Raw genomic sequence first — 24,497 nt, forward strand, 5'->3', positions numbered from 1 at the left:
CTAGTCTTTCTTTATTCTTCCTCAGGTCCTGGTACAGAAACAATAACTACACCTTTTTTATTAGCCAAGTCCAACACCTCATCTTGTTCTACAAAGATGGTGCGCTCCGCTTCAATAGCCAATACTTTACAGCCACTTTCAAGCATAGACTCTAGTGTAGTGAGTCCTACGGCAGGCACATCAAAACGTACATCCTGGCGTGGTTTAGCTGTTTTTACCACTACGGCCTCACCACGCCCAAGCTCTCCGCCTCGCTTAATACATGCATCTGTACCTTCAATCGCTTCAATCGCCATGACAGCTTGATGTTTTACTACCACGGTTTGACCAATATCAAGGCCGCCCATTTGTTTAGCCACATCAAAGCCAAATATAATGTCTTGTTGTTGCTCTTTAGTTGGTAGTGCCTTAGTCAATACACCTGGCTTAGGCATTAGGGACTTCATATAAATCGTTTGATCCACTACGTGAATGCCTTCTTTTTGAAGCTCTTCCACTAAGGCCAACATAATCGTATCATCTTTGCGATTCTTTAATTTTGACAATAATTTAATCGCTCTCAAATCAGGGAATTTTAAACCTTTAAATAAGATTTCCTTCGTCACTTTTCCCAGCATAGTTACTTCTGTTACGCCTTCCTTATGAAGGGTTTTGAAAATGCGATCCACCTTAGCTACATTTATATCGTAAAATGCATCAGCCTCTTCTGCTAAGGCTGGTTCCGTATTAGGAATGACAGCAATGACAACAACTTCATATCCCTCTGATTGAGCAGCTCGTAAAAACTCTAATGGCAATTTCCCAATGCCCGCTAACAATCCGACTTTTCCCATCATATCCTCCTAACAAGAACAAGTTCCTGATATAATATCTTGTTTTTTAACTCTACATCTAAGGACCCAACGCGTTTTGTTAAAGCCTCGTATATGAGGAGTCAAAAATATAAAAATCCTATCCTATATTATACCAAATTTTCATGCCCTAATGCATCTTTTCTCTGCCAATGTTCATGAATAAAGAGCCCATGACGAACAAAAACTTTGCCATGGCTCTTAGTTCCACATGGCAAAGAAAAAGAGCCTTTAACAGCTGGTACACACAGGGTGCCCTAAAGCTAAGGCTCTTCTTATCAGTCGCGGCGAGGCCGCATAATTCCACGATCAGCATTACGCAAGAAGCGCAATAAATTTTCAACTTCTACAGACGAATTTAACTGCAATTCCATTTCCTTAATAGCTCGGGATAAGGAATAGCCAGAGCGGAAAATAATGCGATACGCCTGTTTTAAATCGTGGCGCACTTCTTCGGACACACCGGCACGAGATAGACCTACAGAATTAAGTCCAATAACACGCGCTGGTTGACCATCGGCAATAATATACGGTGGCACTTCTTGCACAACTTTAGCCATACCGCCTACCATAGCATTGCGACCAATTTTTACAAATTGATGTACGCCAGCAATGCCGCCGATTACTACGCGATCTTCTACTGTAACATGACCAGCTAGACCTGCACAGTTACTCATAATTACATTGTTCCCTACGATGCAATTGTGAGCAATATGCGTACAAGCTTGGAATAAGCAATTATTGCCTATGCGAGTCTCTTCCCCTTCACCAGTAGCACGACTAATCGTTACACACTCGCGAATTACAGTTTCATCGCCAATATTACAGAAGCTTTTTTCACCTTTAAATTTTAAATCTTGAGGTTCCAGCCCTACAGCTGCACCTGGATAAATTTCACAACGTTCTCCAATAGTTGTCCATCCACCTACAACTACATTGGCGCCGATTTGAGTACCATCGCCAATGGTTACGTTTTCCCCGATTACAGCGCCTGGGCCGATGATAACGCCTTTTCCAATTTTAGCGTCCGGGTGTACCACTGCGGTACTATGTATATTGGAGGTAGCATTTTCCATGCCTACTACTATCATCTATGTCACTCCTTACTCTATTGAGATTGCGACTTCTTCTTATTATATATATAATCGTTCCCAATTCAAAAAAGTGAACTCTTATTTTTGAGAAAATTTCGCGCTCAATCAGAGAATTCTAGGTTTTTACTGCACCAAAACGTTTTATTTAGCAAGTTTACTTCAAATTTATCTGTTTTTCGCCACTATACAAGTGCAAACATGTACTCGCCACTAGCAACTAATTTATCGCCTACATAAGCTTTACCTTCAACCTTGCCCATGCGACCTTTAATTTTTACTACTTCTACTTCCATACGCACTTGGTCACCAGGTTTTACTGGATGACGGAAACGCACTTTGTCAATACCTGTGAACATTGGGGTAAGACCGCGATTTTCTTGTGGGTATAAAAGAGCAATACCACCTACTTGTGCCATAGCTTCTGTAATTAGAACGCCAGGCATAACTGGATTGCCAGGGAAATGACCTTGGAAGAATAATTCATTCATTGTTGCATTTTTAATGCCCACCGCACGTTTCATAGGTTCTAATTCAATAATGCGGTCCACTAATAATAATGGATAGCGATGTGGCAAAATTTCCATAATTTCTTCAACTGTAAGAGTCATGTTAGTCCTCCTTCATTTCTTTTAAGATTTCACGTGCTAAACGCGAATTCAATTCATGACTGGATTTTAAAGCAATAATATGACCTTTAATTGGCCCTAATAAGAATATATCACCTAGTACATCTAAAATTTTATGACGCACTAATTCATCATCAAAGCGAGGCACTGACAGGCACTTTGTATCATCGTAAACGAGTACGTTTTCGATGCTGCCCCCTTTAGCCAAGCCCATGGCTTGCAATTGCTCTAATTCATTCATAAAGCCAATGGTGCGCGCTGGTGAAATATCTGTTTCAAAATTTTCTGAATTTAAAAGAATATCCACTTGTTGGGTTCCCAACAAAGGATGACTATTAATAGATGTAAAGGTTACACGCAAGCCGTCATAAGGTAAAATGACGATGTAACGATCTCCATCATAAATAGCATGAGACCGCTTTACTGCGTATACGGCCCGCTGGGCATCTAAAACATCAATCCCTGCTGTTTTCATCAAATCCACAAAGACAGCGGCACTACCGTCACCGACTGGTGGCTCTGGTGAATCCAATTCAACATAACAATTATCTATTTGTAATCCATAAAAGGCTGCTAATATATGCTCTACGGTAAACACTTTTGCCTCGCCATCTTCAAGAGTTGTGGCTCGATTAGTGCTTGTTACATTGGCAGCAATCGCCTTTACAGAAGGCTGACCTGGTAAATCAGTTCGTATAAAAACAATTCCTGTATTCGCTTTTGCAGGACGCAAAGTCATGGTTACAGGTAAGCCGCTATGAAGTCCAGTGCCTTTGTATTGAATTGGTTTTAACAAGGTTTTCTGCTTAAGTACCATTAGCCTCCTCCTTTCATTCTATTAATGACTTTTCTTACACACTATATTTAATTATAAGCCAAATAGGGCATTTATGTCTATATTTTATAAAAGTAAAAACAAAAAGCCCCTTATTGAAATGCCCCTCTTCATTGTACAAAATACAAGTGAATAAGACATTACCAATAAGAAGCTTATTATTTATTGCATATATTTAATTTTTTGTCCCTAAAAATTAAATAATTTAGCCATAGGCGTTAAATTATTTAATCATGGCACTTACATTATCTAACCATAGGAATAAAGTTATTTAGCCATAGGATCTGGTGGCACATCAATTTTGCCAGCATAGTAACGACGCGTCCATTTCCATCGATTATGAAGCCAGAACCAATCCTCTGGATAGCGGCGAATATAATCTTCAATCCACTCGTTTAATTTGGTCAAGGTCACCGCTGTATCACGGCGTTTATCCTCCGTATGCTCTGCATAGAACGGCGTATACGCAGTGACAATATGCTTGCCTTTAAATTCATCGAAGCGGATGGTTACAGGAATAATCGGCACATCCTTCATACGTCCCATCACAGCAGGACCTACAGGAGTTAGCGTTTCATAACCAAAGAAAGGTACTAATTGCCCTTTATCGCCAGGGTCTTGGTCCATAATGAGGCCAATCATAGAGCCATTCATAAGCTCTTTAATCATTTCGCGCACCCCTGTTTTGTAGGTTACATGCTGATGCATAATCGCGCGATATTCATTGATAAATTTATCGGCATCCCCATTTTGTTTCATAGCCACAGAAATTAATGGATAACCTTCTGAGGCCAAGATACCGCCTAGCAATTCCCAGTTGCCACTGTGAATGGCCATGAGCACAGCGCCCTTACCATCTTCAAGGGCATCATCTAAATGTTGGCGATCCACCCATTCAAACATCTCTTTGTAGCGTCCATCTTTAATCTCAGGATAGCGCAATACATCAATAATCATGCGACCAAAACGAGTTGTACTCTTCTTAGCTATACGACGCGCTTCCTTAGGATCGCTTGTAATATTACAAAACAAAATTTGACCTATCGCTAGTCTACGCCTTTTCGGTGGCAAAAAGAGCCAGCATAGTTCGCCTAAAAATGTGCCAATAGCATACTGTATACTTTGCGGCAATGCACAAATTAAGGCGCTAAAAAGTTTCATAAACCTATACATAGAGTCTCCTATTTTTCATCCAATTGCTGCTTTAATGAGGCAATTTCTTTTTCTAATCGTTTAAGCGTTTTTGCCATATCTGGCAAGCGAGATTCATAGGCTGAAATCTTGAGCCACTCTTTATGAGGGCGCATAGGGAATCCCGCATATGTAGAGTTAGAAGGTACATTGCCAATAATACCGGTTTTACCCGCAAAGGTAACATTGTCACCAATGGTTAAATGACCAGATGAACCAGTTTGCCCTGCAAAAATTACATGGTTGCCACATTTAGTACTTCCTGCAATCCCTACTTGAGCGATAAGGAAGCAGTCTTCACCAATCTCTACATTGTGCCCTAAATGAACTAAATTATCTATTTTAGTGCCTCGTCTAACCATAGTGGAGCCCATAGTCGCATTGTCGATACAAGAGCAAGAGCCTACTTCTACGTCATCTTCCAAAATTACATTGCCCACTTGAGGAATGTGCGTATGCACTCCATTTTCAGTAGCAAAGCCAAACCCTTCACCACCAATAACAGCTTTAGCGCGAAGAACTACGCGTTTGCCAAGCACACAATTTTCATGCACGACTGCACCAGGATAAATAACTGTATCTTCACCAATTTTAGCATTGTGCCCAATATATACATAAGGATGAAGAACTACATTGTCACCAATCACTGCATTATCATTGATAATGCAGTACGGCCCTACGCTGATATTTTCACCTAAAGTAACATTCTTGCCAATAATAGCTGTTTCATGAATTGTGCGTGGCACTACAACTGGAGGATGGTATAATCCTAAAAGTTGAGAGAATGCCACTTTCGCATTATCTACGACAATTTGAGGAATGCTTACTCCTTCAATAGGCGCTTCTACAATAACTGCGCCAGCCTTGCTTTGTCCTACAAATCCACAATATTCTCCTATGGCAAATGAAATTGCCTGAGGCGCCGCTTGTTCTAGGCTGCGTGTTTCCTCAATCACAACTTGACCATTGCCCACTAGCTTACCTTGAACTTTTTGAGCCAGTTCCTCAACTGTATACTTCACTGCGAAAGTCTCCTCTCATTTAGAACGAATGGGTATGAACGATTAGCATATAAATGTGCGAAAGAGCACAGCATTATTGCTGTGCTTGCGTAGGCTGACTTTCGCCATTGCCATTTTGCGCGTTCGCATCTGTATTTGCATTTGTATTAGCATCAGTTGGAGCTGCTGCTTTATTAGGATCTACTTTACCCATCTTAGCAACTACTTCATCTGTAATATCAATACCATTCCCTACGACAACGCCTTGTTTTGTCACCATAGTCAATTCTTGATCTTTAGCTACCACTGCAGCAGCGGCTTGTACGCTATTTTCAAAGTCACTTTCAAGCGCTTGTTGGAATACTTGCATTTCTTGACGAGCTTGCATTTGCGTTTGTGCAAAAGTAGCTTCATCTTGTGAACCTTGTGCTGCTTGTAAACGAGTAAGAATTTCACTGCGTTTTTCATTCATTTTAGCTTGAATATCTACACCCTTTTGTGTTTCTTTCACAATGCGAGTGGAATTAACATAACCAATTTTTTCCTGTGTACCACAACCAGCTACGATGCTAACTGAAAACATAAGAGCTATGCCAGCTAGAATACGTTTTGATTTTTTATTCATTAAAAAAACTCCTTTATTTCGAACCATAGGAAGCAATAATGGCATCCGTTACATCTACAGCATCGGTGCTTGCCATTTTATTCACTACGATAAGATCTAATCCTTTTTCCTGAGCTACTACAGCAGCGCGCATGCGCACATCATCCATAATAGCATCGTGGAGAGCATCTAGTTCACTCTTCTTAGCCGACAACTTGCTATTCCAAGCGCTACTCCATTCTGCCGGCTTAGGCAAATTACTAGATGCCATAATTGATTCAGCTTTAGACTTCATCATATCATCGCGACGAGCAAGTAATTCTTTTTGTAGTCCTTCCGCATACGCCTCTAATTCCTGCTGTCCTTTAGCACGAATAGGTGCGAGCTCACTATCGACTTTAGCTTCTAAGCCATTTAAATTACCTTCTACACTACCACCGCGTTGTGCTAACAGGGATTTTAACTCCGCTTCTTTTGCCGCACGTTCAGCCGCTATAGTAGCTTTTTGCTCTTCTGTATACGCGATTGGCTCAGCAGTACCACTCAATTCCAACTGCAAGTTAACGATTCGCAAATCTGCTTCCGTTGGATTAGTCTGTACTTCGCCGCGATATTTATTAATCAATGCAATCCGTTGCTTTTGAAGCTCCACATTGAGCTCCTGTTCTTTTGCCTTGATTTTGCTAACTAATTCAATATTAAGTTGATTGGTAATTTCCTGGTCTGTACCTAATGCTTGAAGTGCTTTTTGCTGTTCTTGCGCCTTAAAGGTTAAGGTCTTTTGCTCTTCTTTATATTGGCCTTCTAGCAATTCATATTCTTTTTTCAAATTCATGTACTGCTGATAGGATGGATTTAATTTAATAATATTCTCCATATTTACATAGCCAAGCTTAGGCCCACCACTACTTACAGTTTGAGTTGGTGTTTTCAAATGAGTCATTACCAAATAACCAGCGACTAAGGCAACGGCAACAACTAGAGCTAGTAAAATCCACCGATATGTTAGCTTCATTGTACCGCGTCCTTTCTACTATTTTTTGTCGTTAGAATTAGCTGCATTACCTGCATTGGCATCAGTTGTTGTAGCACCTTCGTTTAATTTTTTCTTAACTTGTTCTGTAATATCTACACCACCATAAATAACGGCTTCTTTGTTAAGAACTACAGATAAGCCTTTAGCTTCAGCTACAGATTGTGCTGCATCGTTAAGAGATTTTTGAAGTTTTTCTTGGATTTCTAAGCTTTTAGCCTGAAATTTTTGTTGAAGCTGAGCTTGAAGTTGTGCTTTTTGTTGATCATCCATATTAGCGGATTGAGTTTCAAACTCTTTTTGCAACTCCATTTGAAGCTCTTGGCTTTCTTTCATAGCCGCTGCTACAGCTGGTGTATTTTGGTCTGCAATTTTGCTAGTATCGACTACACCAATATTGCTGTTATTCGCTGCCATAGTAGGCACCGCCATTTGTTGGTACGCAATAGCACCAATACCGAGCAAGAAAATCACTGCTACTACAAAAGAAACAATCTTAACATTCTTTTTATTATTGATAAAACGCATCATAATAAAATAACCTTCTTTCCTTTAATTAATTCATGCACTTATGAATTATATGTACATCTGTTCATATTGCTATGAACAAATTCTTATAAATACCCTATAAGACGAATCCATTTATTGTCATCGTCAATTACATATTCAACCGCTAAATAATTGTTCACATCATAGGCAAGACCAAATTCATTGCGATCAATATTAAAGTCTCGTTGCGCCCGAATATGCCATTTATCGCCAATGGTTTGACGAATCCACAAACGACTATAATGGTCGGATATATTGTATTGATAGCCTACAGTTGTATCCGGCGTTATATGATAGGCATAGGACGGATAAAAGCTCCACTTATACGTATCAGGATAAAAATTCGTCTCCAAATACCAGTCTTGACGCCCCTGTTTAAAGCCGGTGAAAAATTTAAAGCCCACATTATGGTCTTTAGTATTTCCCGTATCTAAATAAGCTTCACCACGCATAATATAACGGGACGAATCGGCTTGAATATGAAGTACTAAATCTGTACCCAATTGAAGCTTTGGCGTCATACTAATATTAAATCGAGTTGACGCACGGCTTTCATCTAAACGAGTTTGAATACTCTGAAGTATATCTTGCTCATGACGTCCTATAAAAGATACTGGCACGCCTTCTAAATTAGCCAAATATGTATCGAAATAGTCTTTAGTAGAGAAAAAGACTGATGTAGGCAACGTATTAGACGAAATCTCCGTAGAACTATGACGCACTACCGCTCCCTGAGGGATTAAATAAATGGTAGCCTTCGTTGTTTCCCCTGGCTTAATATCCACTTGCGGAATAAACTCAGGCAAAGCACCTCCTAGCTCATTGCGAACTAATTGGCTTGTTATAGTATTAGCCCATTCCAAAGAATCTAAGGGAGCACCGAGTAAAATCTGCTCAATGCGTCCTGTTACAAAGGCTGCATCTTTGGCTACGAGCTCCTGTGCTACAGGTGATAAATTGCCATACGATATGGTCGTATCTACTTTTTGTACCACTTTGCCATAAGGGCGTAAGGCCACCATCAATTCACTAGTAGCCCCTGGATTCATCTGTAAAGATTCTACTGTATAGCCATATAAAATGCGGTCGATAATATCGACAGTCACTTTATCATAAGTATCGCGATTCGCTGCCACAGTTTCACTATCGGTACCTACATAAATTTTCTGAGCGGCTATTTCAATAGCTGCGCTCATGCGCCGAGCTAAAGCTGGTGGCAATGCATACGACGAACTAGCTAAGGTTACATTAACCTTTTGAATCGATTCAGCCGAAGCCACTGACAAAGTCATGGCGGCTATGCACATAGCCGCCCCTAACTTGAGCTCTAATTTTTTCATAATTAGAATTGACCACCAAAGCTGAAGTGGAATTTCTTATCATCTTTGCTTACACCATAGTCTAAGCGGATTGGTCCGATCGGTGTGGAAATACGAACACCAGCACCTACAGAGATGTTGAAGGATTTATCATCATCATACCAAGTTACATGTGGTGCATCCCAAGCATCACCCATATCAGTGAAGAGTACGCCTGTTACTTTATTGAAGATTGGCACGCGATATTCAAGCGTTGCATTATACATCTTCTTACCGCGGAATTGATCATCTTCAAAACCACGAAGCGTATCAGCGCCACCTAATGTGTATAAGGCGCTATATGGTACATCCCCTTGTGCCCAGCCAATGCGGCCACGGAAGGCGATAACTTGGTTATTACCGATTTGTTTATAGTTACGATATTCACCAGTGAATTTGTAGAAGTCAAAGTCACCGCCTAAGCCATGACCAGCCCATTGTACAGTAGCGGAAATACGTTTACCACGTTTTGGATCGTAAATATTATCGCGGGAATCATATACTTTTTGCCAAGTAATACTATTGGTACGACCGAAGTTGTTGTCGATGTAGTTATCACCAGCAAAGTCATACTTTCCATTATCCCAAGAGTAACCAGGGAATCTATCTGCTTCTTCTTGTGTTTTTGGACCTACACCAGCGCCAGCAGCATAGTTGTAACCACTATTTTCATCTTCATCGAATTTCCAACCGTCTTTGCGGGATTCTAATGTTAAGTAGTCACGAGTGTATTCACCAGTTTGACGGCCTAAGGAAATATTAAAGCCTTTTTGAGTCTTAACATATTCGGAAATTTCATCACCATCAGAGTTGTAATCTGTATACGTATCTTCGCGGTCAAAAATAGTTACGCCAAGAGAAGTAGCCTTGTCATCGATCCAAGGACGCAAGTAGGATACAGAGTAGTTTTTGTAACCTGCTGTACCACCGAATTCCCAGTGTACTTTAATTTTATCGCCTGTACCGCGCAAGTTTTCTTCCCCAACTTCAACGATACCTACGAAGCCGTCAGAATCAGAATAACCAGCACCTAATGTAATCGTACCAGTTTTATGTTCTAATACGTCAATTTCAATGACTACTTTATCTGGTGTAGAACCTTCTAATAAACGCACGTTTACATCGTCAAAATAGCCTAAGTTGTACACTTTTTCTACAGAGCGACGAACGAGGAATTTATTGAAAGGTTGGCCTTTCTTTTGATTGAATTCGCGCAAAATAACATAGTCTTTAGTTTTCTTGTTACCATGAGGCACAATGTCTTCTACAATACCTTCAGTAATAGAGATATGTAATACGCCATCTTGGTCAACATTAAGATCATTTAAACGAGCTAAAATATAGCCATCGCGATTGTATGCTGCATTAATCCCTTGAATACGCTCCCCTACTTGTACAGTGTTGAGCACTGTATTAGGTTGCACATTTAAGTAATTAGTTAACATTTCACTGCTGTAAACAGTATTACCTTCAAATTGAACGGAACGCACAACAGGGTTAATAGTCACTTTATACGCTACTTTTACCCCTTCTGGCACTTCTGTAATCACAGGATTAATTTCAGATAAATAACCAGATGCACCAAGCGCTGCAATATCAGCATGGATAGCTTCAACAGTCAATTGATCCCCTACGTGACTCTTTAAAAGTGCTACGTATTCATCTTGTACGCTAGCAGGCAAACCTTCTACAGTGAAGCCTGTCATAATTTTACCTACATATGGTTGTAATGCTTCATCAGTTACACCAGAAAAATAACGAGCATCTGGAGTGTTAACAGCTTGTTGCATACCTGCTGCTTGTTGCTGTTCTAATTTAGCACCTTCCCCTTTAGCTACCATTAATACGTCTTTATTTTGTGTGGCCAAGGAAGAGTTATCGAGCTCTTGACGTTTTGCTTCCATTTCGTCAGATTTTTGAGCTTCTTCAATGCCACCACGAGCTGCACTAATCGCATCTTGTGCGGCTGCATCCTCTGGTGTTTCAGCAACTGGTGTAGTCACTGTAGTTTGAATATTGCTGGTAGAAATATCAGATGCACTAACTGCCGTCGCACTTGTTGCCTCTGTGGTGCTTGTAGTTGTTACATCAGCAGCCCATACTGTGGTGCTGCCTAGAGCCGTCAATACAGCTACAGCCAAAAACTTCTTATAGGCTCGTTTGTTTGTCATTTAAAAATTCCTCCTAGATACTGTGTTGGTTTTATAATATGTAAAAGAAACTTGAATCCCTTTTATTGACCTCGTAAGCTTCGTCCCCCCTCACGTACAGCCTCTTGAATCTGCGAGTTGCTTATAACGGGTTCTGCTATAGTGTCCTCCTTTTCATTTTGAGGAGCCGTCTGAGTCGTATAATCTTGGCCACTAGTAGATGCACTAGCTTCGCCTGGATTCATCTCTGATGCTCCGCCAGCCGCACTAAATTGAACAGTCTGTACCTCATCAGAACTAGTTGCATTGACTGAATCTGAGGTATTTACCTTGCTGCCATCAGGCAATGGCTGCACCGTATGTTGATTGCCATGCTGCGAATCATCCATACCCATCCCTGCACCAGGACCTATGGTCGGCTTTACATTTGATGTACCGCTAGTAGTTCCTGCCGGATTCGGAGTATTTCCTATACCATTGGTATTATGAATGGTTGTATTAAATTCCATATCCGTTGGTTGTCCCGCCGGCTTATTATCCAAGGTATTAATAAAATATACACCAAGGACTACTAAAAGAGCAAGTAATACAGCGCCTATAAAAAATAATTTATAGCGTTTTGTAGAATCTTGCTGCTCATCTAAATGCTGCATCTCTGCCTTTGCTAGCATCAATTGCAACTGCCCTTTTGCAGTGGAATCATCAGCATACGCTTGTTCAGCTTTATCAAGCCAAGTCTTTACAGAGCGAATCTTTTTTTCCATTGATTTACTTGTTTGATTCATAACGGCCTCCTTTCCTAACTATATAATCGTTAGTACGAAAGGATTTGTGAACTCATAAAAGCAACTAAATCGTTATTATTATAGCATACTGCAAGGTTTTTATTAACAATTTGTTTCAATTTCATGTAGAGTTTAAAATATTTTATTAAATTTTTACATATTTCGTTAAATAAAAAACAAAAAAGCCAGCTTAGATACTTCCACATATCTAAGCTGACTATTTTTATAAATAAACAGTTTTATTCATTCCAAATATTTTTAGTTCGACTCAGCATGCCGCGCAAACGCTTTATGCCCTGACGATGCAAGCGATGAATATAACTATTACTCGTCGAGAGTTCACCTGCCACCGATGCAATGGTGCGGTCTTCTAAATACACTTGCTCCATTACATGGCGCTCATTACTCGGTAAACGACCAATTGCCTCATTAACAACGGCTTGAAAGGCCTGTGTTTCCACACGATTTTCAATAGAAGGCCCTTCATCAGGTAATTGTTCCCACCAGTCTTCTTCCTCTTCATTAGGATTTGTCCAAAGAATACCGCCTTTACCTTCTTTGCGAAGAAAGTCTAAGATACGACCGCGAATGCGATGCACTGCATAGAGCGAAAATGCTACGCCCTTAGTGTAATCAAATCGCTCTACGGCTTCGATTAAACCGACTGTCCCCTCTTGAACACAGTCCATTACATCCGTAACAGAATTGCGATAATTCATGGCTTCACGAAATACTAAAGGCTGATAATGCTCAATGAGGGCTGTGCGAGCCGATTCATCATCTGCACCACGAAAGGCTTCCCATAAAGCCCGTTCGTCTTCTAAGCTAAGCAATTCAATTTTTTCAAGCTCTGATAAATATGAATCTAGCATCAGCAGCCCTCCTTTCTTATCTATTCTTTAGAACTCAGATTGCCACTGTGCACCAATGTAAGAGTGATCATTACTGTTCATCCAACCACTAACGCTAAAGTGACTATTAATATCGTACTGAATACCATAGGATTGAATATCATTATTTAACCCCTGGCTATAGGTTACCATCAGATTTGGCAATAAATACTTACCAATCTCAATATTGTAATACCCATTAGTAGAAGAGTTTGGATCTTCATTTGGATCCAGCGAGCCCGATGTAATATTAATGCGATCAAGGCCCAAATTATTCTTCAAAGTACCTTCAATATAACCAGATAAAGCAGAGCGCACGCCAGCCGCTAATAATGCACTAGCATCATCAGAGGATAAACTAGAGTCATTACCATTGCTGTAACCAAAGGTTAAGAGCGAAATAATCTGACGCTCTTCTAAATGCGGTTCAGAAGTCAAGCGAAGGTCCATCTGTTCAACTGGTCCATTGACCTCTAGATTTATCTTGTAAGACTGCACTCTAGCCACTGCCTCAGCATGAAGAATTGGCATGAATGTACCATATACAAAGTCAGCCTTAGCTGTAGTAATTTTAAAGGTATTATTTAAGTACTTAAGCGTACCTTCTTTAACTTCAAATCCACCATCAATATCTGGACGAGTTGTTGTGCCTCCAATATGAGCGCCGCCACCTAAGATAATATCATACAGGCCTGCGCTATATAAACGCACTTTCTTTCCCACATTGACAGTCACATCAAGGCCTATTGGGTCGCCTCCTTCTGAGGAGGTCAAGCTCAATGGAATGGCAATAGTATTTTTCTCTAAATCAATATGTCCTGCTACAGTTGGAAGGCCTTCTTTATTTAAGATACCTATTTCACCATTTAAAGGACCTGAGAAATAATCACTGTCTACCTCTAAGCCATTAAATTGTGCCACTGCACTATAATCAGTAAGACTTGTACCTTGCCAATTAACCTTGCCTGAAAGGCCCATATTGCCTTTCCCCATAGTCGCACCACCAATGATTTCTAATTGTTGGCCCTTAAAGATTAGCTGTGTAAATACGCCAGTTAAATCTTTTTTCACATCTCTAAAGTGGATTGTACCATCCTTCACACTAATCATGCCATTAACTTCTGGCTGATCATAGGTTCCCGTAATGTGAACTGAACCTTGTAAAGGTCCAATCCCTTCTGTAATCATCGGTGTCATTAATGGCAATACAGCTAAGTCAGCTTCATTGACATCCAAAGTTAAGTCCATGGCAGATTTATCGCCTGGTGGCAAATAACCAGATGTATAAATAGCCGCCAATGGCATATCACCACTGATGCGCGCCTTATATTCGCCGCGCTGTCCCACTAACTGCTGTACATGAATTACTTTATCATCCATTGTAGCCATAGCATATACGCGGTCAAGGGCAACGCCATTATAGTTAGCATTAACAATCTCCGTAGATAATTCTACATGAGGATTTAACGTCTTACCGGTAACATTAGCCATTAAATGTAAATTACCATCCAGTGCCACCTGATTTTTAAACAATGGTGTTACATAAGATAGTGCTACATTATTGGCCGCTATCTGAATATTAGAATCCCCATTTAAATCAGCTGTACCAGCTGCTGCAATAATACCATTACCAATAGGTAATTCACCTTGATGAATAGTTATTTTCTTATCTTCAAAGCCTATATCCACTACAGCGGTACCCCAAAGGGTGTCACCTACTGCTATATTATCGATAGTTCCCTTTAAAGCTAGATCAGGATTATTTAAGGTGCCACCAATATCTAGGCGACCATTGATGGCGCCTGTCATATTTTCTATGGAAGATTTAGATAATCTCAAGAAATTACTTAAATTGCCATTTTCAATAGTGGCATAACCAAATAAGCGCTGCTGGCCATCTAATGTCATACCGCCATCAATCATAAAATGACCGGATTCGCCTTCATCAAAACTTAGCTTTTGTAAGTTTAATACAGTTGGATCAACATACATATTGCCGCGAATATTTTTTAGCGCCATTCCATTTACGGTAACAGCATTAGACCCTACAGTAGCTTCTAAAATAGGTTTGTCTAGATTGCCCTTTACCGTACCTTCTACAGTCATGTAGCCTGATACATCAGCATAGTCTTTAAGCCAAGGTCTCAAGTAAATGGCGTCCCCAAAGAAGGAAAAGTCCAGTTCATTATTGACCATTTTCCCCTGTCCATAGAAAGTGGCACCATAAGCCTTCGCCACTAAGTCTCGAACGCCTAAGAAATTATCAGCATAGCGGAATCCAAAGTGTACATCGCTATACAACTTACCGGCTACAGAGCCATCCCAAGCATGAACAAAGCCGCGCACTATCGGACTGTCCATAGTGCCACTAACCTTACTGTGCAAGGATAACCAACCTGTAATTTTCGTATCCGTTACAAGCGGAGCAATACTTTCAATGCGAACAGTTTCTGCCACAACATCTAAATTTAAATTCTTGCTACCATTGAGCTCTGCCGTCCCACTAAGGTCATAATAGCCATGGCCATCTTGCAAGAACCCTTTATTTATAGTCGCTACCTGATTTTCTAGACTTACATCTAAATAGGTATTATCAAAGCGAATGCCTGCTACGCGACCACCATCCGAGGCCACTTGAAGATGAGCAGTAGGATTTGACAATGCCCCTTCAATGGTTCCATCTACAGTAGCCGTCCCTTCCATAGGCTGACCAACATAGGAACTCAGCATATGTAATGGAATATCTTTGCCACTTACTTGCAAAGCAATTGTATCTGCAGTAGCTACGCCATAGGCAGTAAACTTCCCCTCCCCAACAGTGCCGTTTAAGTATTTAATAGCATAAGTACCATCAGCTCCATCAATTTGGCCGGCCACTGTATCAAGCTCTAAGGAATCATAGCCTATATTTGAGCCTTCAAACACCGCCGTGAGAGTTGGATTGCTATTTTGAGCATTGCCTTTCACATAGGCTTGACCACTTACAGTGCCATAAATCGGTTCATTAAGCGCCTGCCCAATAAGTCCTAATGGAACATCAGTTCCCACTAAGGCCACTTCATAGTCTTCACTCTTTAGATTGTAATTTGCACGCCCTGTAGCCGTGCCGCCATTGAGATGTAAAGAAATATCTGCCAAATTAACTACATCATTTTCATATGTAAAATTCGTGCTACCATCTTCAACTACGAGACCATCATAATTTACATTACGCGCTTCTACACTGCCAGTAGCGGTAAATGAATCGACTGGACCTGTAATGTGTACAGTCCCACCAACTAAACCAGTAGCGCCCATAGGCATGAGCTTATCTACTTCAATTTGAGTACCACTAATAGTTAGATTTAAATCAGGATTATCTGTATTTTCAATATTAACAGTGCCAAATCCAAAGAACTGTTGACCATTAACGGCTGCTTTAGCATTGGTTACATTAATGTTAGTACCGTCTAAAGTCACATGGGCACCAGCGCCACGAATGGCAAATGGTGAATCGCTAACGGTTGCATTCGCATAATCAGCTTGAAGTCCATCAATATCAAAGCCGCCTTCAAAGCTATATTGACCATCACTGCGCTTAATGGTAAGGGCCACTTGTTTTAAGTCGCCGCCTAAAATCTTAGCCTGCACATTGGCAGGGATAAAATCATTGCCGTATTGTAAGCTCAAGCGATCGGCGTCAATATACATGTTAAAATCAGCATTAACGTCATTGCTATAAGAGCCGCGAACGGTAACAGCCTGTCCATCAATATTAGCCGTAACAGCACCATCAAGCTTTGGATAGTCCCCTAGCTTAACTGTACCATCAATGGCATCAACTACTGTTTTACGACCATTTAGCCAGTCTATATAGGCCTTCCCTTCATCTACTGATATATAACCGCGAAAATCCATTTCACTGTCAGATTCTTTTTCCTTTATCAAGGAGGTAATATTCCAGGAATTATCACTTTGCTCTATAGCATGGATAGTTGGCGATTTCAAAGTCACACTGCGAATTAAGTGCAAGGCTGATGCATTAGTGAATGGCATTTTTAAGGCTTCCACTACATCGAGCGTAACTTCAGTTTCTGGCACATCTGCCACTGTAGCACCTTTAGCATCGCGTATTGTGAGATCCTTAATGTGAACTGATCCGTCCCAACCAATTTCAAAATTATTGTATGTAGCAGTGCCATTGATTGCTGTATTTAGTTGTTCATTTACCATAGGACCTACATATTGCTCGCCTATTGGTCGCATTAATTGAGCGCCCCCAAACAGGGTGGCCGCTACAGCTAAGGCGACTAAGCTTCTACGTTGCCCTTTTGTCATACGCCAACTCAACTCCTCACACACTCACTACACTGAACTTACATACCTAGGACTACCCATGCCCTATACTAACTAGCGCAGGGGTAAAATTATATACTTCACTTCTATTTTACTACTTTTTTCTTATTTAGTCTTTGTTGCTGCATTTTGTACTAAATTAGATAATTGAGCACTTGCTTGTGCTTCATTTACTAAAGCCGCACCACCGCCAATTGGAGTTTCAAGAGGCACACCCATAGCATTTTCCAAAGTAGCTACGGCAATATTATAGTTAAATAAAGCATCTACGTAATTATTGCGCGCAGTTTCAAGGGCTGTTTCCGCATCAAGTACATCAAGGTTAGTACCTACGCCAGCACGGTAACGAAGAGTAGCAATACGGAAGCTTTCTTGACCAGACGCTACAGCTGTACGTGTGCTTTCAATAGTTTGTTCCGCAGACTTCATATTTAAGTACGCTTGACGAACACCAAGATTTACAGAATCCATCATAGCATAATTGGCTTCTTTAGCTTTTTCTAAATTAGCCTTAGCCACTTTTACACCTTCGCTAGTAGCACCGCCGTCCCATAAGTCCCAGGACACAGCTGCACCAATACGCCAATTGTCATTGTCAGTGCCACCCCAATCATCACCAGACCAAGCCTGACTCGCTGTAGCACTTAAAGTAGGCATATAGCCAGCTTTAGCTGATTTTACTTGCTCTTCATATGCTTTTACAGCCATAGTTGTTTGAACTAAGTCTGCACGATGAAGTACAGCATAAGCTTGTGCATCTTGTAAGGTTACATCATAAGGTGTATAACCAAGCGAAGAATCTGCTGTAGCTACAGACGTATTAACTGGCAAGCCAATGGAGTTATTTAAAGTAGCTTCTGCTAAGTTGGCAGAATTTTGTGCCTCTACCAAGGATGTACGAGCATTAGCCAAAGAGGTTTCAGACGAAAGCACATCAGACTTCGCCACAATCCCTACATTGTATTGTTGGTTAACATTTGTTAAATGTCCATCATAATCCTTAACAGATTGCTCTGCAATATCTACTTTATTGCGAGCCATAATTAAAGAATAATAATTAGTAGCAGCTGTTAATTTCGCACTTTGACGCGCCACTTCTAGAGCTGCATTATAGCCTTCACGAGAATAACGTGCTGAATCAATAGCAGCCTCAGCTTTGCCACCAGTATAAATCGGTACAGCTAAACTAAATGTATTAGATGCAGATTCGCCAACTACACTATTACCAGTCAAGGAGTTAGTGGAGCTACCGCGACCACCGCTGTAAGAGTAAGATACCGTAGGGTTCTTAGCAGCAGCTGCTACACCTACCTGCGCCTTAGCTGCTTCATATTGCCATTCAGATTGACGTACACTGCGGTTATTAGTTAACGCTAATTCTACTGTACGAGGCAAGTTTAAAGATACTTTACTTCCCACTTCTTGATCAGTAGAAATTTTATTAGCTACAGCTTCTTGTGTTGTCACAAGAGCTGCTTGTTGAAATTTAGTAAGTTTTGCATCTTTTGAATCATCTGTCATAGGACTAGCCGCCCATACCCCAGTAGTCGTTAAAGCTAATACTACGGCTAAAGAAAGTGCTTTTTTATTTATCATGCTTTTTACCTCCAAAACTAAAATGCTTTTCTAAGCCCGAAATAATTACCACCATTTTCTGCACTCATAGGGCGGATAATTTGAGCAATCATATACATATCATCAGTTAAACGCACTTCGCTACGAATTCGGTAGCGATAGTCATTTACATCCATCACAGCAGCGGATAAGGAAATAGGACCGCCTAAGCCATAGTCAAAGCCTACGCCCACATCGCCGTCAAAAATACCGCCGCGCAACATAAATTTATTAGCCAACATTTGTCCATATGTAAGCTCTAAGTGACTACCATCACCTAGTTGTGTAGCGCCTAATGTTAACAAATGCTTACCTGCAAAGAATCGAATATCGCCATTTACTGCCATATCCTTATCAGTTGTATTATAAAGCAGCTCTAAACCAGAGTCTACCTTAAAAGGGAGCTTTTTTCCAGAGTCCCGACCTTCCACGTCTCCGCCTGTTAGACGATTTAATTTAGTAGTCAACTGTGCGGTATTATGCAAAGTTTCTTTAATATCTTGACTACTTTGTGGATCTGTTACGACCCCTTCCATTGAAGTGGCCATGCGATTGAGACTATCAGTTGTAGTGCGCAAATTGTCAACAATAGCACGCATTTCATTGCCTGCTTGTCCATCGCTATTAAACTGGTTTAAGGACGCATCAAATTGAGTTGTAATATCGTCCATATTGCGCGTAATATTTACCATATTTGATGTAATAGCTTGTAAATTTCCTTGATTGTCAGCTAACATGGCATTCATTTGGCCTGTTAAACTCGCTGTATTATTGGCAATCACCTCTGTAGTGCGCAGTGCATTTTTAAGTGAATTTTGAGTTTGCCCATCGCCAATAATATGATTAATGGATTCCAATGTTTTATTGGCTTCCGCCATGAGCTCAGTTGCTTGCTTCATGGTTTTGTCAATTTCACTTTGTCCATCTCCATATACTGTGTCGCCATCTTTTAAGAAAGTTTTTGACCGACCCGGAGTAACTTGTATAAATTTATCACCTAAAATGCCATCATTGGATAAGGCGAATTCTGAGTCATCAGGAATCTCCGTATCCTCAGCAATTTCCATTGTCAAGGTAACGCCTTTAGACGTTACTTCCATGTCTGTTACACGACCTACAGCAACACCTGAATACTTAATTTGATTGCCCGTCTTCAAGCCTGTGACAGATTGAAACTCACCGTGAATTTTCATTTGCGGCGGCTGAAATAACTCCAGTCGACCTAAAAATATAACACAAGCTGCAAAGAGAGCTATTCCCAATATAGTAAAAAGCCCTACTTTGGCCTCTGTTGACCATTTCATCCTCTTGTCCCCCCATCTACTACGTCCAATTCATCCCCACCGTGAATAAATTGTTGTACTACGGGGTTCTTGGATTTCTTAAATTCTTCTGCAGTTGATACTTCTACAAACTTACCTTTATCTAATAATGCAATGCGATCTGCTACATAAAAAGCAGATTGCATATCATGTGTTACTACAATGGACGTGCAATTTAAATGCTTTTGCATGCCCCGAATTAATTTACTAATTGTTCCTGACGTAATAGGATCCAGTCCTGACGTCGGTTCATCATATAATATAATGCTTGGATTTAAAGCAATAGCGCGCGCCAAGCTAATTCGCTTTTTCATGCCCCCTGACAATTCACTAGGCATATATGTCTCTGTACCAGGTAGACCTACAAGTTCTAACTTCTCTGCTACAATATCTTTAATTTCTTTGGAAGTTAACTCTGTATGTTGACGTAAACCAAATGCTACATTTTCGCCCACTGTCATGGAATCAAATAGAGCGGAATACTGGAAGACCATGCCCATTTTTTCGCGCACTTTGTTAAATTCATCTTCCCCTAAACCAACAACATCTACACCATCTACTAGGATTTGACCACTATTAGGCCGTTGTAAGCCAATGACTAAGCGTAAAATTGTACTTTTACCTGCCCCACTGCCACCGAGCACTACTAGGGTCTCTCCATTTTCAATTGTCAAATCTACATGGTCTAAAATAACCCGATCTTCATAGGCTACTACCACATCTTTTAACTCTATCATCAATCTATTTCCTCAACACTTATTATGCTATCTATCTATTAGCTTAATATAATAATACCGATAAGAAATAATTTAATACAAAGACTAAAATAATACTCGTCACTACAGAACTCGTAGTGGAATTCCCTACTGCTGCAGCGCCCATTTTAGTATACATGCCCTTATAAGAACCTACCAACGCAATAACGGCGCCAAACACGCTAGATTTAATCAAACCAAAGGTCAAATCACTTGTCACTGCAAATAGTTGAATGGAATCGGTATAAGTAGCCCCGGCTAAGCCTTTCACTACAGTAGCCACTACATAGCCACCACCAATGCCGATGAGTACACCATATAAAGCTAAGATTGGCACCATAATCATACAAGCAATCATGCGAGGTACTACTAGATATCCAATAGGATTTACAGCCATAACTTTTAAAGCATCAATTTGTTCGGTTACCTTCATAGTACCCAACTCAGCTGTAATAGCAGCCCCTACACGACCTGCTAATACAACCCCAACGAGCACCGGTCCTAATTCACGACCCATAGCTATAGCCATAATGCCACCAACTGTACCTTGAGCGCCATAGCGAATTAAAATATCAGTAATTTGCAGCGTCATTACAGCCCCTGCAAACAGTAAGGTCAAACTTATGATGGGTAGTGAATCAACCCCTAAATGAGCCATTTGATACACGATATGTCGCCAATTAGCATGTTTCATCTGTCTAATTGTTTGTCCAATTAATATGGTCGCTTCACCACAGCGAGCTAGACAAAGTATTACAAAACGGCCAATAGCTTCTAAGAAACGCAAAGCCAGTCCTCCTCAATAATTCCTCATAGATAATCTACATTTAAATGTACACTATAATTATTACCAATTTATGAAATCACTATTAATAAATCGTCCTATAGGTCAATAAAAATGATTTATAATATGTACAAATACTACCCCTCATTTTAGCACAAAACCCTATCCCTTGTCATCAGTACCACAAGGAATTATAAGGATTTTTTTATAAAAAAACCTTACTTCATGAAAATCATAAAGTAAGGTCTCTTATTAATTATATAAATTTCTATTTAATTACTTAGCAGGCTCTGATTCGGATGGCTCATCTTGAGATTCATTTGCAATATTTTGATTATTTGCATCATTTTTTACAGTTGCCTCTTTTGAATTCTCTGAATTTTTAAATCCCTCTGAATCCTTTGAGTCTTTTAAATCCTCTGACTCCTTTAAATCTTTCGAATTTTTTGAGTCTTTTGAATCTTTTACATCTTTTTTAGCCGCTTCTTTCTTAGCTTGCTCTTCCTTAGCTTTTTCTTTAGCCTGAGCTTTTGCCATTTTTTCTTTCACTTTATCTCGCTCAGCTGGCAACATAATGTTAAGAACAAACTGACCATCACCACGAATTACATATTCAGTGTCAATTTTAGCCGTATAATGCTCTTTATCATCGTCATCAGGATCTACACCTGGTAAATTCCCCTTAGTCTTAGGCTTAGCTACTGTGCCTGGAATTGGATTGTCTTCCACATTCTCAAGTTTTGCTTTCTTAACCGTTTCACCATCACCAGAATCTACCATGCTAATACCGTCTTCTAAGATCTCAACTACAATCTGATTATTGGTATCGGCCTTGCGCAATTCCTTATAAAACTCATCAAAATCCTTATATGTTTTTAAGCGACGAATAATCTCATCAGTTAAATTATATTTTTGCTTTTCCAATAAATATGGCAATGGCACAACGCCCCCACCACGCACTTCAAGAGTGGCCTTACCTAATGGTTGATCTTTAGGAATTGTATAAAAAATTTCCTTCTTAACTTCTTCCCCTCTAAATGGTTGCAAAGTCACTACAATAACAATCGTATCTCCAGGCGATGCTACACCTGGCGTTAAACTTGCATCTTTAATAAGGGCCGTTCGCGGTGTTTTTGTTACATCCGCTTCCACTTCAATGCTAGCAATATCATAATTAATAAAGCGATTATTCATTAACACATCGACAATATTGTAAAATTCATCGACACTTTTTACACCAATGGACTCAGAAGAGTAGAACATATTCGTGCGCTCCAATGGAGGAATCTCTCCATTGCGCGGCTGAATTTTAACGGCTACTGTAGCCGTTCCTTCGCCATTGCGGTCTAAGGTTTTATTTAAGAAACTATATACAGATGTGGCCGCTAAGGTAGGGCTCAATTCATTGGCATCTACGATTTTAACAGCGGCTACTTTTTCGCGGTTCATATCTAAGTCGCGAATAGTAATAGCCATAGGAATGCCGCTCATAAACTGCCCCGTCTTACCAGCAATGCCAGCGCCACGATCTTCAGTAACAGCGCCTACTTCAGCGCCCATAGAACCTAGCTTAAAACCAGAGTCTACGCTCTTTACCACTGTAAAGATAGATGCATTATGCATGAAGTAGCCCACAGAGCCACGCTTTAAAAATGGATGCCCAAAAGCTACTAAATGATCATCATCTACATAAGTCACTGTGCCAATAGCACCCAGTTTTAAATCACCATCGACTAATAAAGCTGCCACAGAACCACCAGCCTTTAATGGCTTAGGTGTATCATCACCATCAGCAGCGGCTGTATCATAAGTACTGTATTGGTATTCTGGCAATTTATCCTTCATAAAGCTTAAGGCATTGGCATCAAAACCATAGGCCATAAGTGGTGTCCCTAAAGGAATTAAATGGCTATCCTTCCAAGGATTGGCTACATTTTGTTCATAAGGAATATTCCATAGCTTTACCATGTCCTGAATTGGGGTTATCATGCCAATCGTACTATCAGCAAAGCCCCAGCCATAGGCTACAGCACCAACTAGTTTATTGTTAATATATACGGGGCTGCCACTCATACCATGAACGATACCACCAGTCTCATCGATGACCGGGCCAGAGAATTTAGCTAAAATCAAATCGCCTGATGGGCCACGATCCTTCATAACGCCTAAGACTTTTACATTGAAGCTAGCAATATCGCTACCCTCTACTACGGTGTCGGCATGACCTTCCATGCCTGTACGCACTTCATTAACAGGCAAAAAGTCAATGGCCTGTCCGCCATAAGGCAAAATGCTTAAGGCGCTAAATAAGAAAAGCGCCAGTACACCTTTCTTATACCGGCGCGATGAACGAAATAACTTCATTCATATCTCCCTTCTAATTACCGTTAACTACTGCAACGACTTGGGCTTGTTTAATTTGGTCGCCTTCATGTACAGATACTGAAGAAACAACACCATCTACAGTAGCACGTGCCGCTGGCATAGGACCTGTTAACGATTGGATGCTCACGAGAACATCACCTTGTTTTACTGCAGAACCTACGGCCACAGTCGATACAACTTTGCCGGTCAATACGGACTCTTGATTGACAGCAGCTGCTGAAGCCGTAAATACAAAGCCCGCCATCATTACCGTTGCAAGCATTGTCATGAGTGTATATTTCATATATTTTTTCATGTTTATCCCTCCTTAAAAACCTCTCATGCTAAGAGGTGAT

General features: G+C 40.4%; 20 protein-coding genes. All 20 read right to left on the reverse strand.

All coding sequences use genetic code 11. The features are described 5' to 3' along the window. Positions 1–11: 11 nt before the first annotated feature. The 20 genes from lpxI to QZR90_RS04355 all read right to left on the reverse strand — a co-directional run bounded on the left by lpxI (position 12) and on the right by QZR90_RS04355 (position 24,457). Positions 12–833, reverse strand: coding sequence for an LpxI family protein (gene lpxI, locus QZR90_RS04260; protein WP_295789148.1), 822 nt, complete (start codon positions 831–833; stop codon positions 12–14). A gap of 296 nt (positions 834–1,129) precedes the next feature. Continuing rightward, positions 1,130–1,942, reverse strand: a complete 813-nt coding sequence (gene lpxA, locus QZR90_RS04265; RefSeq protein WP_295789150.1) for an acyl-ACP--UDP-N-acetylglucosamine O-acyltransferase — start codon at positions 1,940–1,942, stop codon at positions 1,130–1,132. Between the two features lie 185 nt (positions 1,943–2,127). Further along, positions 2,128–2,553: a 3-hydroxyacyl-ACP dehydratase FabZ gene (fabZ, locus tag QZR90_RS04270; protein WP_295789152.1), complete on the reverse strand. Its 426-nt coding sequence runs from the start codon at positions 2,551–2,553 to the stop codon at positions 2,128–2,130. A 1-nt stretch (position 2,554) separates the two neighbouring features. Then, a complete protein-coding gene (gene lpxC / locus QZR90_RS04275) occupies positions 2,555–3,388 on the reverse strand; it encodes a UDP-3-O-acyl-N-acetylglucosamine deacetylase (protein ID WP_295789154.1) in 834 nt (277 codons plus the stop codon). Between the two features lie 285 nt (positions 3,389–3,673). Next, positions 3,674–4,579, reverse strand: coding sequence for a lysophospholipid acyltransferase family protein (locus QZR90_RS04280; RefSeq protein WP_295789155.1), 906 nt, complete (start codon positions 4,577–4,579; stop codon positions 3,674–3,676). Between the two features lie 8 nt (positions 4,580–4,587). Further along, positions 4,588–5,619, reverse strand: coding sequence for a UDP-3-O-(3-hydroxymyristoyl)glucosamine N-acyltransferase (gene lpxD / locus QZR90_RS04285; protein ID WP_295789158.1), 1,032 nt, complete (start codon positions 5,617–5,619; stop codon positions 4,588–4,590). A 73-nt stretch (positions 5,620–5,692) separates the two neighbouring features. After that, positions 5,693–6,223, reverse strand: a complete 531-nt coding sequence (locus QZR90_RS04290; protein WP_295789160.1) for an OmpH family outer membrane protein — start codon at positions 6,221–6,223, stop codon at positions 5,693–5,695. Between the two features lie 13 nt (positions 6,224–6,236). After that, positions 6,237–7,217, reverse strand: a complete 981-nt coding sequence (locus QZR90_RS04295; RefSeq protein WP_295789162.1) for a hypothetical protein — start codon at positions 7,215–7,217, stop codon at positions 6,237–6,239. A gap of 18 nt (positions 7,218–7,235) precedes the next feature. Next, positions 7,236–7,766 carry an OmpH family outer membrane protein gene (locus QZR90_RS04300; RefSeq protein WP_295789164.1) on the reverse strand — a complete coding sequence of 177 codons (531 nt, stop codon included), beginning with the start codon at positions 7,764–7,766 and terminating at the stop codon, positions 7,236–7,238. A gap of 83 nt (positions 7,767–7,849) precedes the next feature. Continuing rightward, positions 7,850–9,124, reverse strand: a complete 1,275-nt coding sequence (locus tag QZR90_RS04305; RefSeq protein WP_295789166.1) for a hypothetical protein — start codon at positions 9,122–9,124, stop codon at positions 7,850–7,852. A 2-nt stretch (positions 9,125–9,126) separates the two neighbouring features. Then, positions 9,127–11,313 carry an outer membrane protein assembly factor gene (locus tag QZR90_RS04310; protein ID WP_295789168.1) on the reverse strand — a complete coding sequence of 729 codons (2,187 nt, stop codon included), beginning with the start codon at positions 11,311–11,313 and terminating at the stop codon, positions 9,127–9,129. Between the two features lie 62 nt (positions 11,314–11,375). Beyond that, positions 11,376–12,077, reverse strand: a complete 702-nt coding sequence (locus QZR90_RS04315; RefSeq protein WP_295789170.1) for a hypothetical protein — start codon at positions 12,075–12,077, stop codon at positions 11,376–11,378. Positions 12,078–12,316: 239 nt separating this feature from the next. After that, entirely contained in the window at positions 12,317–12,949 is a 633-nt protein-coding gene (locus tag QZR90_RS04320; protein ID WP_295789172.1) for a sigma-70 family RNA polymerase sigma factor, read from the reverse strand. A 27-nt stretch (positions 12,950–12,976) separates the two neighbouring features. Then, positions 12,977–17,284 (reverse strand): translocation/assembly module TamB domain-containing protein, encoded by a 4,308-nt coding sequence (locus QZR90_RS04325; RefSeq protein WP_295789174.1) that lies wholly within the window; start codon positions 17,282–17,284, stop codon positions 12,977–12,979. A gap of 123 nt (positions 17,285–17,407) precedes the next feature. Further along, positions 17,408–18,895, reverse strand: a complete 1,488-nt coding sequence (locus QZR90_RS04330; RefSeq protein ID WP_295789287.1) for a TolC family protein — start codon at positions 18,893–18,895, stop codon at positions 17,408–17,410. A gap of 20 nt (positions 18,896–18,915) precedes the next feature. Then, positions 18,916–20,220, reverse strand: coding sequence for an MlaD family protein (locus QZR90_RS04335; RefSeq protein ID WP_295789176.1), 1,305 nt, complete (start codon positions 20,218–20,220; stop codon positions 18,916–18,918). After that, positions 20,217–20,975, reverse strand: coding sequence for an ABC transporter ATP-binding protein (locus QZR90_RS04340; RefSeq protein WP_295789177.1), 759 nt, complete (start codon positions 20,973–20,975; stop codon positions 20,217–20,219). Before QZR90_RS04340 ends, QZR90_RS04335 begins: the two co-directional genes overlap by 4 nt. A 43-nt stretch (positions 20,976–21,018) precedes the next feature. Beyond that, positions 21,019–21,780, reverse strand: coding sequence for an ABC transporter permease (locus QZR90_RS04345; protein ID WP_295789179.1), 762 nt, complete (start codon positions 21,778–21,780; stop codon positions 21,019–21,021). Positions 21,781–22,053: 273 nt separating this feature from the next. Continuing rightward, positions 22,054–24,141 carry a SpoIVB peptidase S55 domain-containing protein gene (locus QZR90_RS04350; protein WP_295789180.1) on the reverse strand — a complete coding sequence of 696 codons (2,088 nt, stop codon included), beginning with the start codon at positions 24,139–24,141 and terminating at the stop codon, positions 22,054–22,056. A 13-nt stretch (positions 24,142–24,154) separates the two neighbouring features. Beyond that, positions 24,155–24,457 (reverse strand): biotin-requiring enzyme, encoded by a 303-nt coding sequence (locus QZR90_RS04355; RefSeq protein WP_295789182.1) that lies wholly within the window; start codon positions 24,455–24,457, stop codon positions 24,155–24,157. Positions 24,458–24,497: the final 40 nt, after the last annotated feature.

The sequence above is a fragment of the uncultured Veillonella sp. genome, assembly GCF_900545795.1.
GTDB lineage: Bacteria > Bacillota > Negativicutes > Veillonellales > Veillonellaceae > Veillonella_A.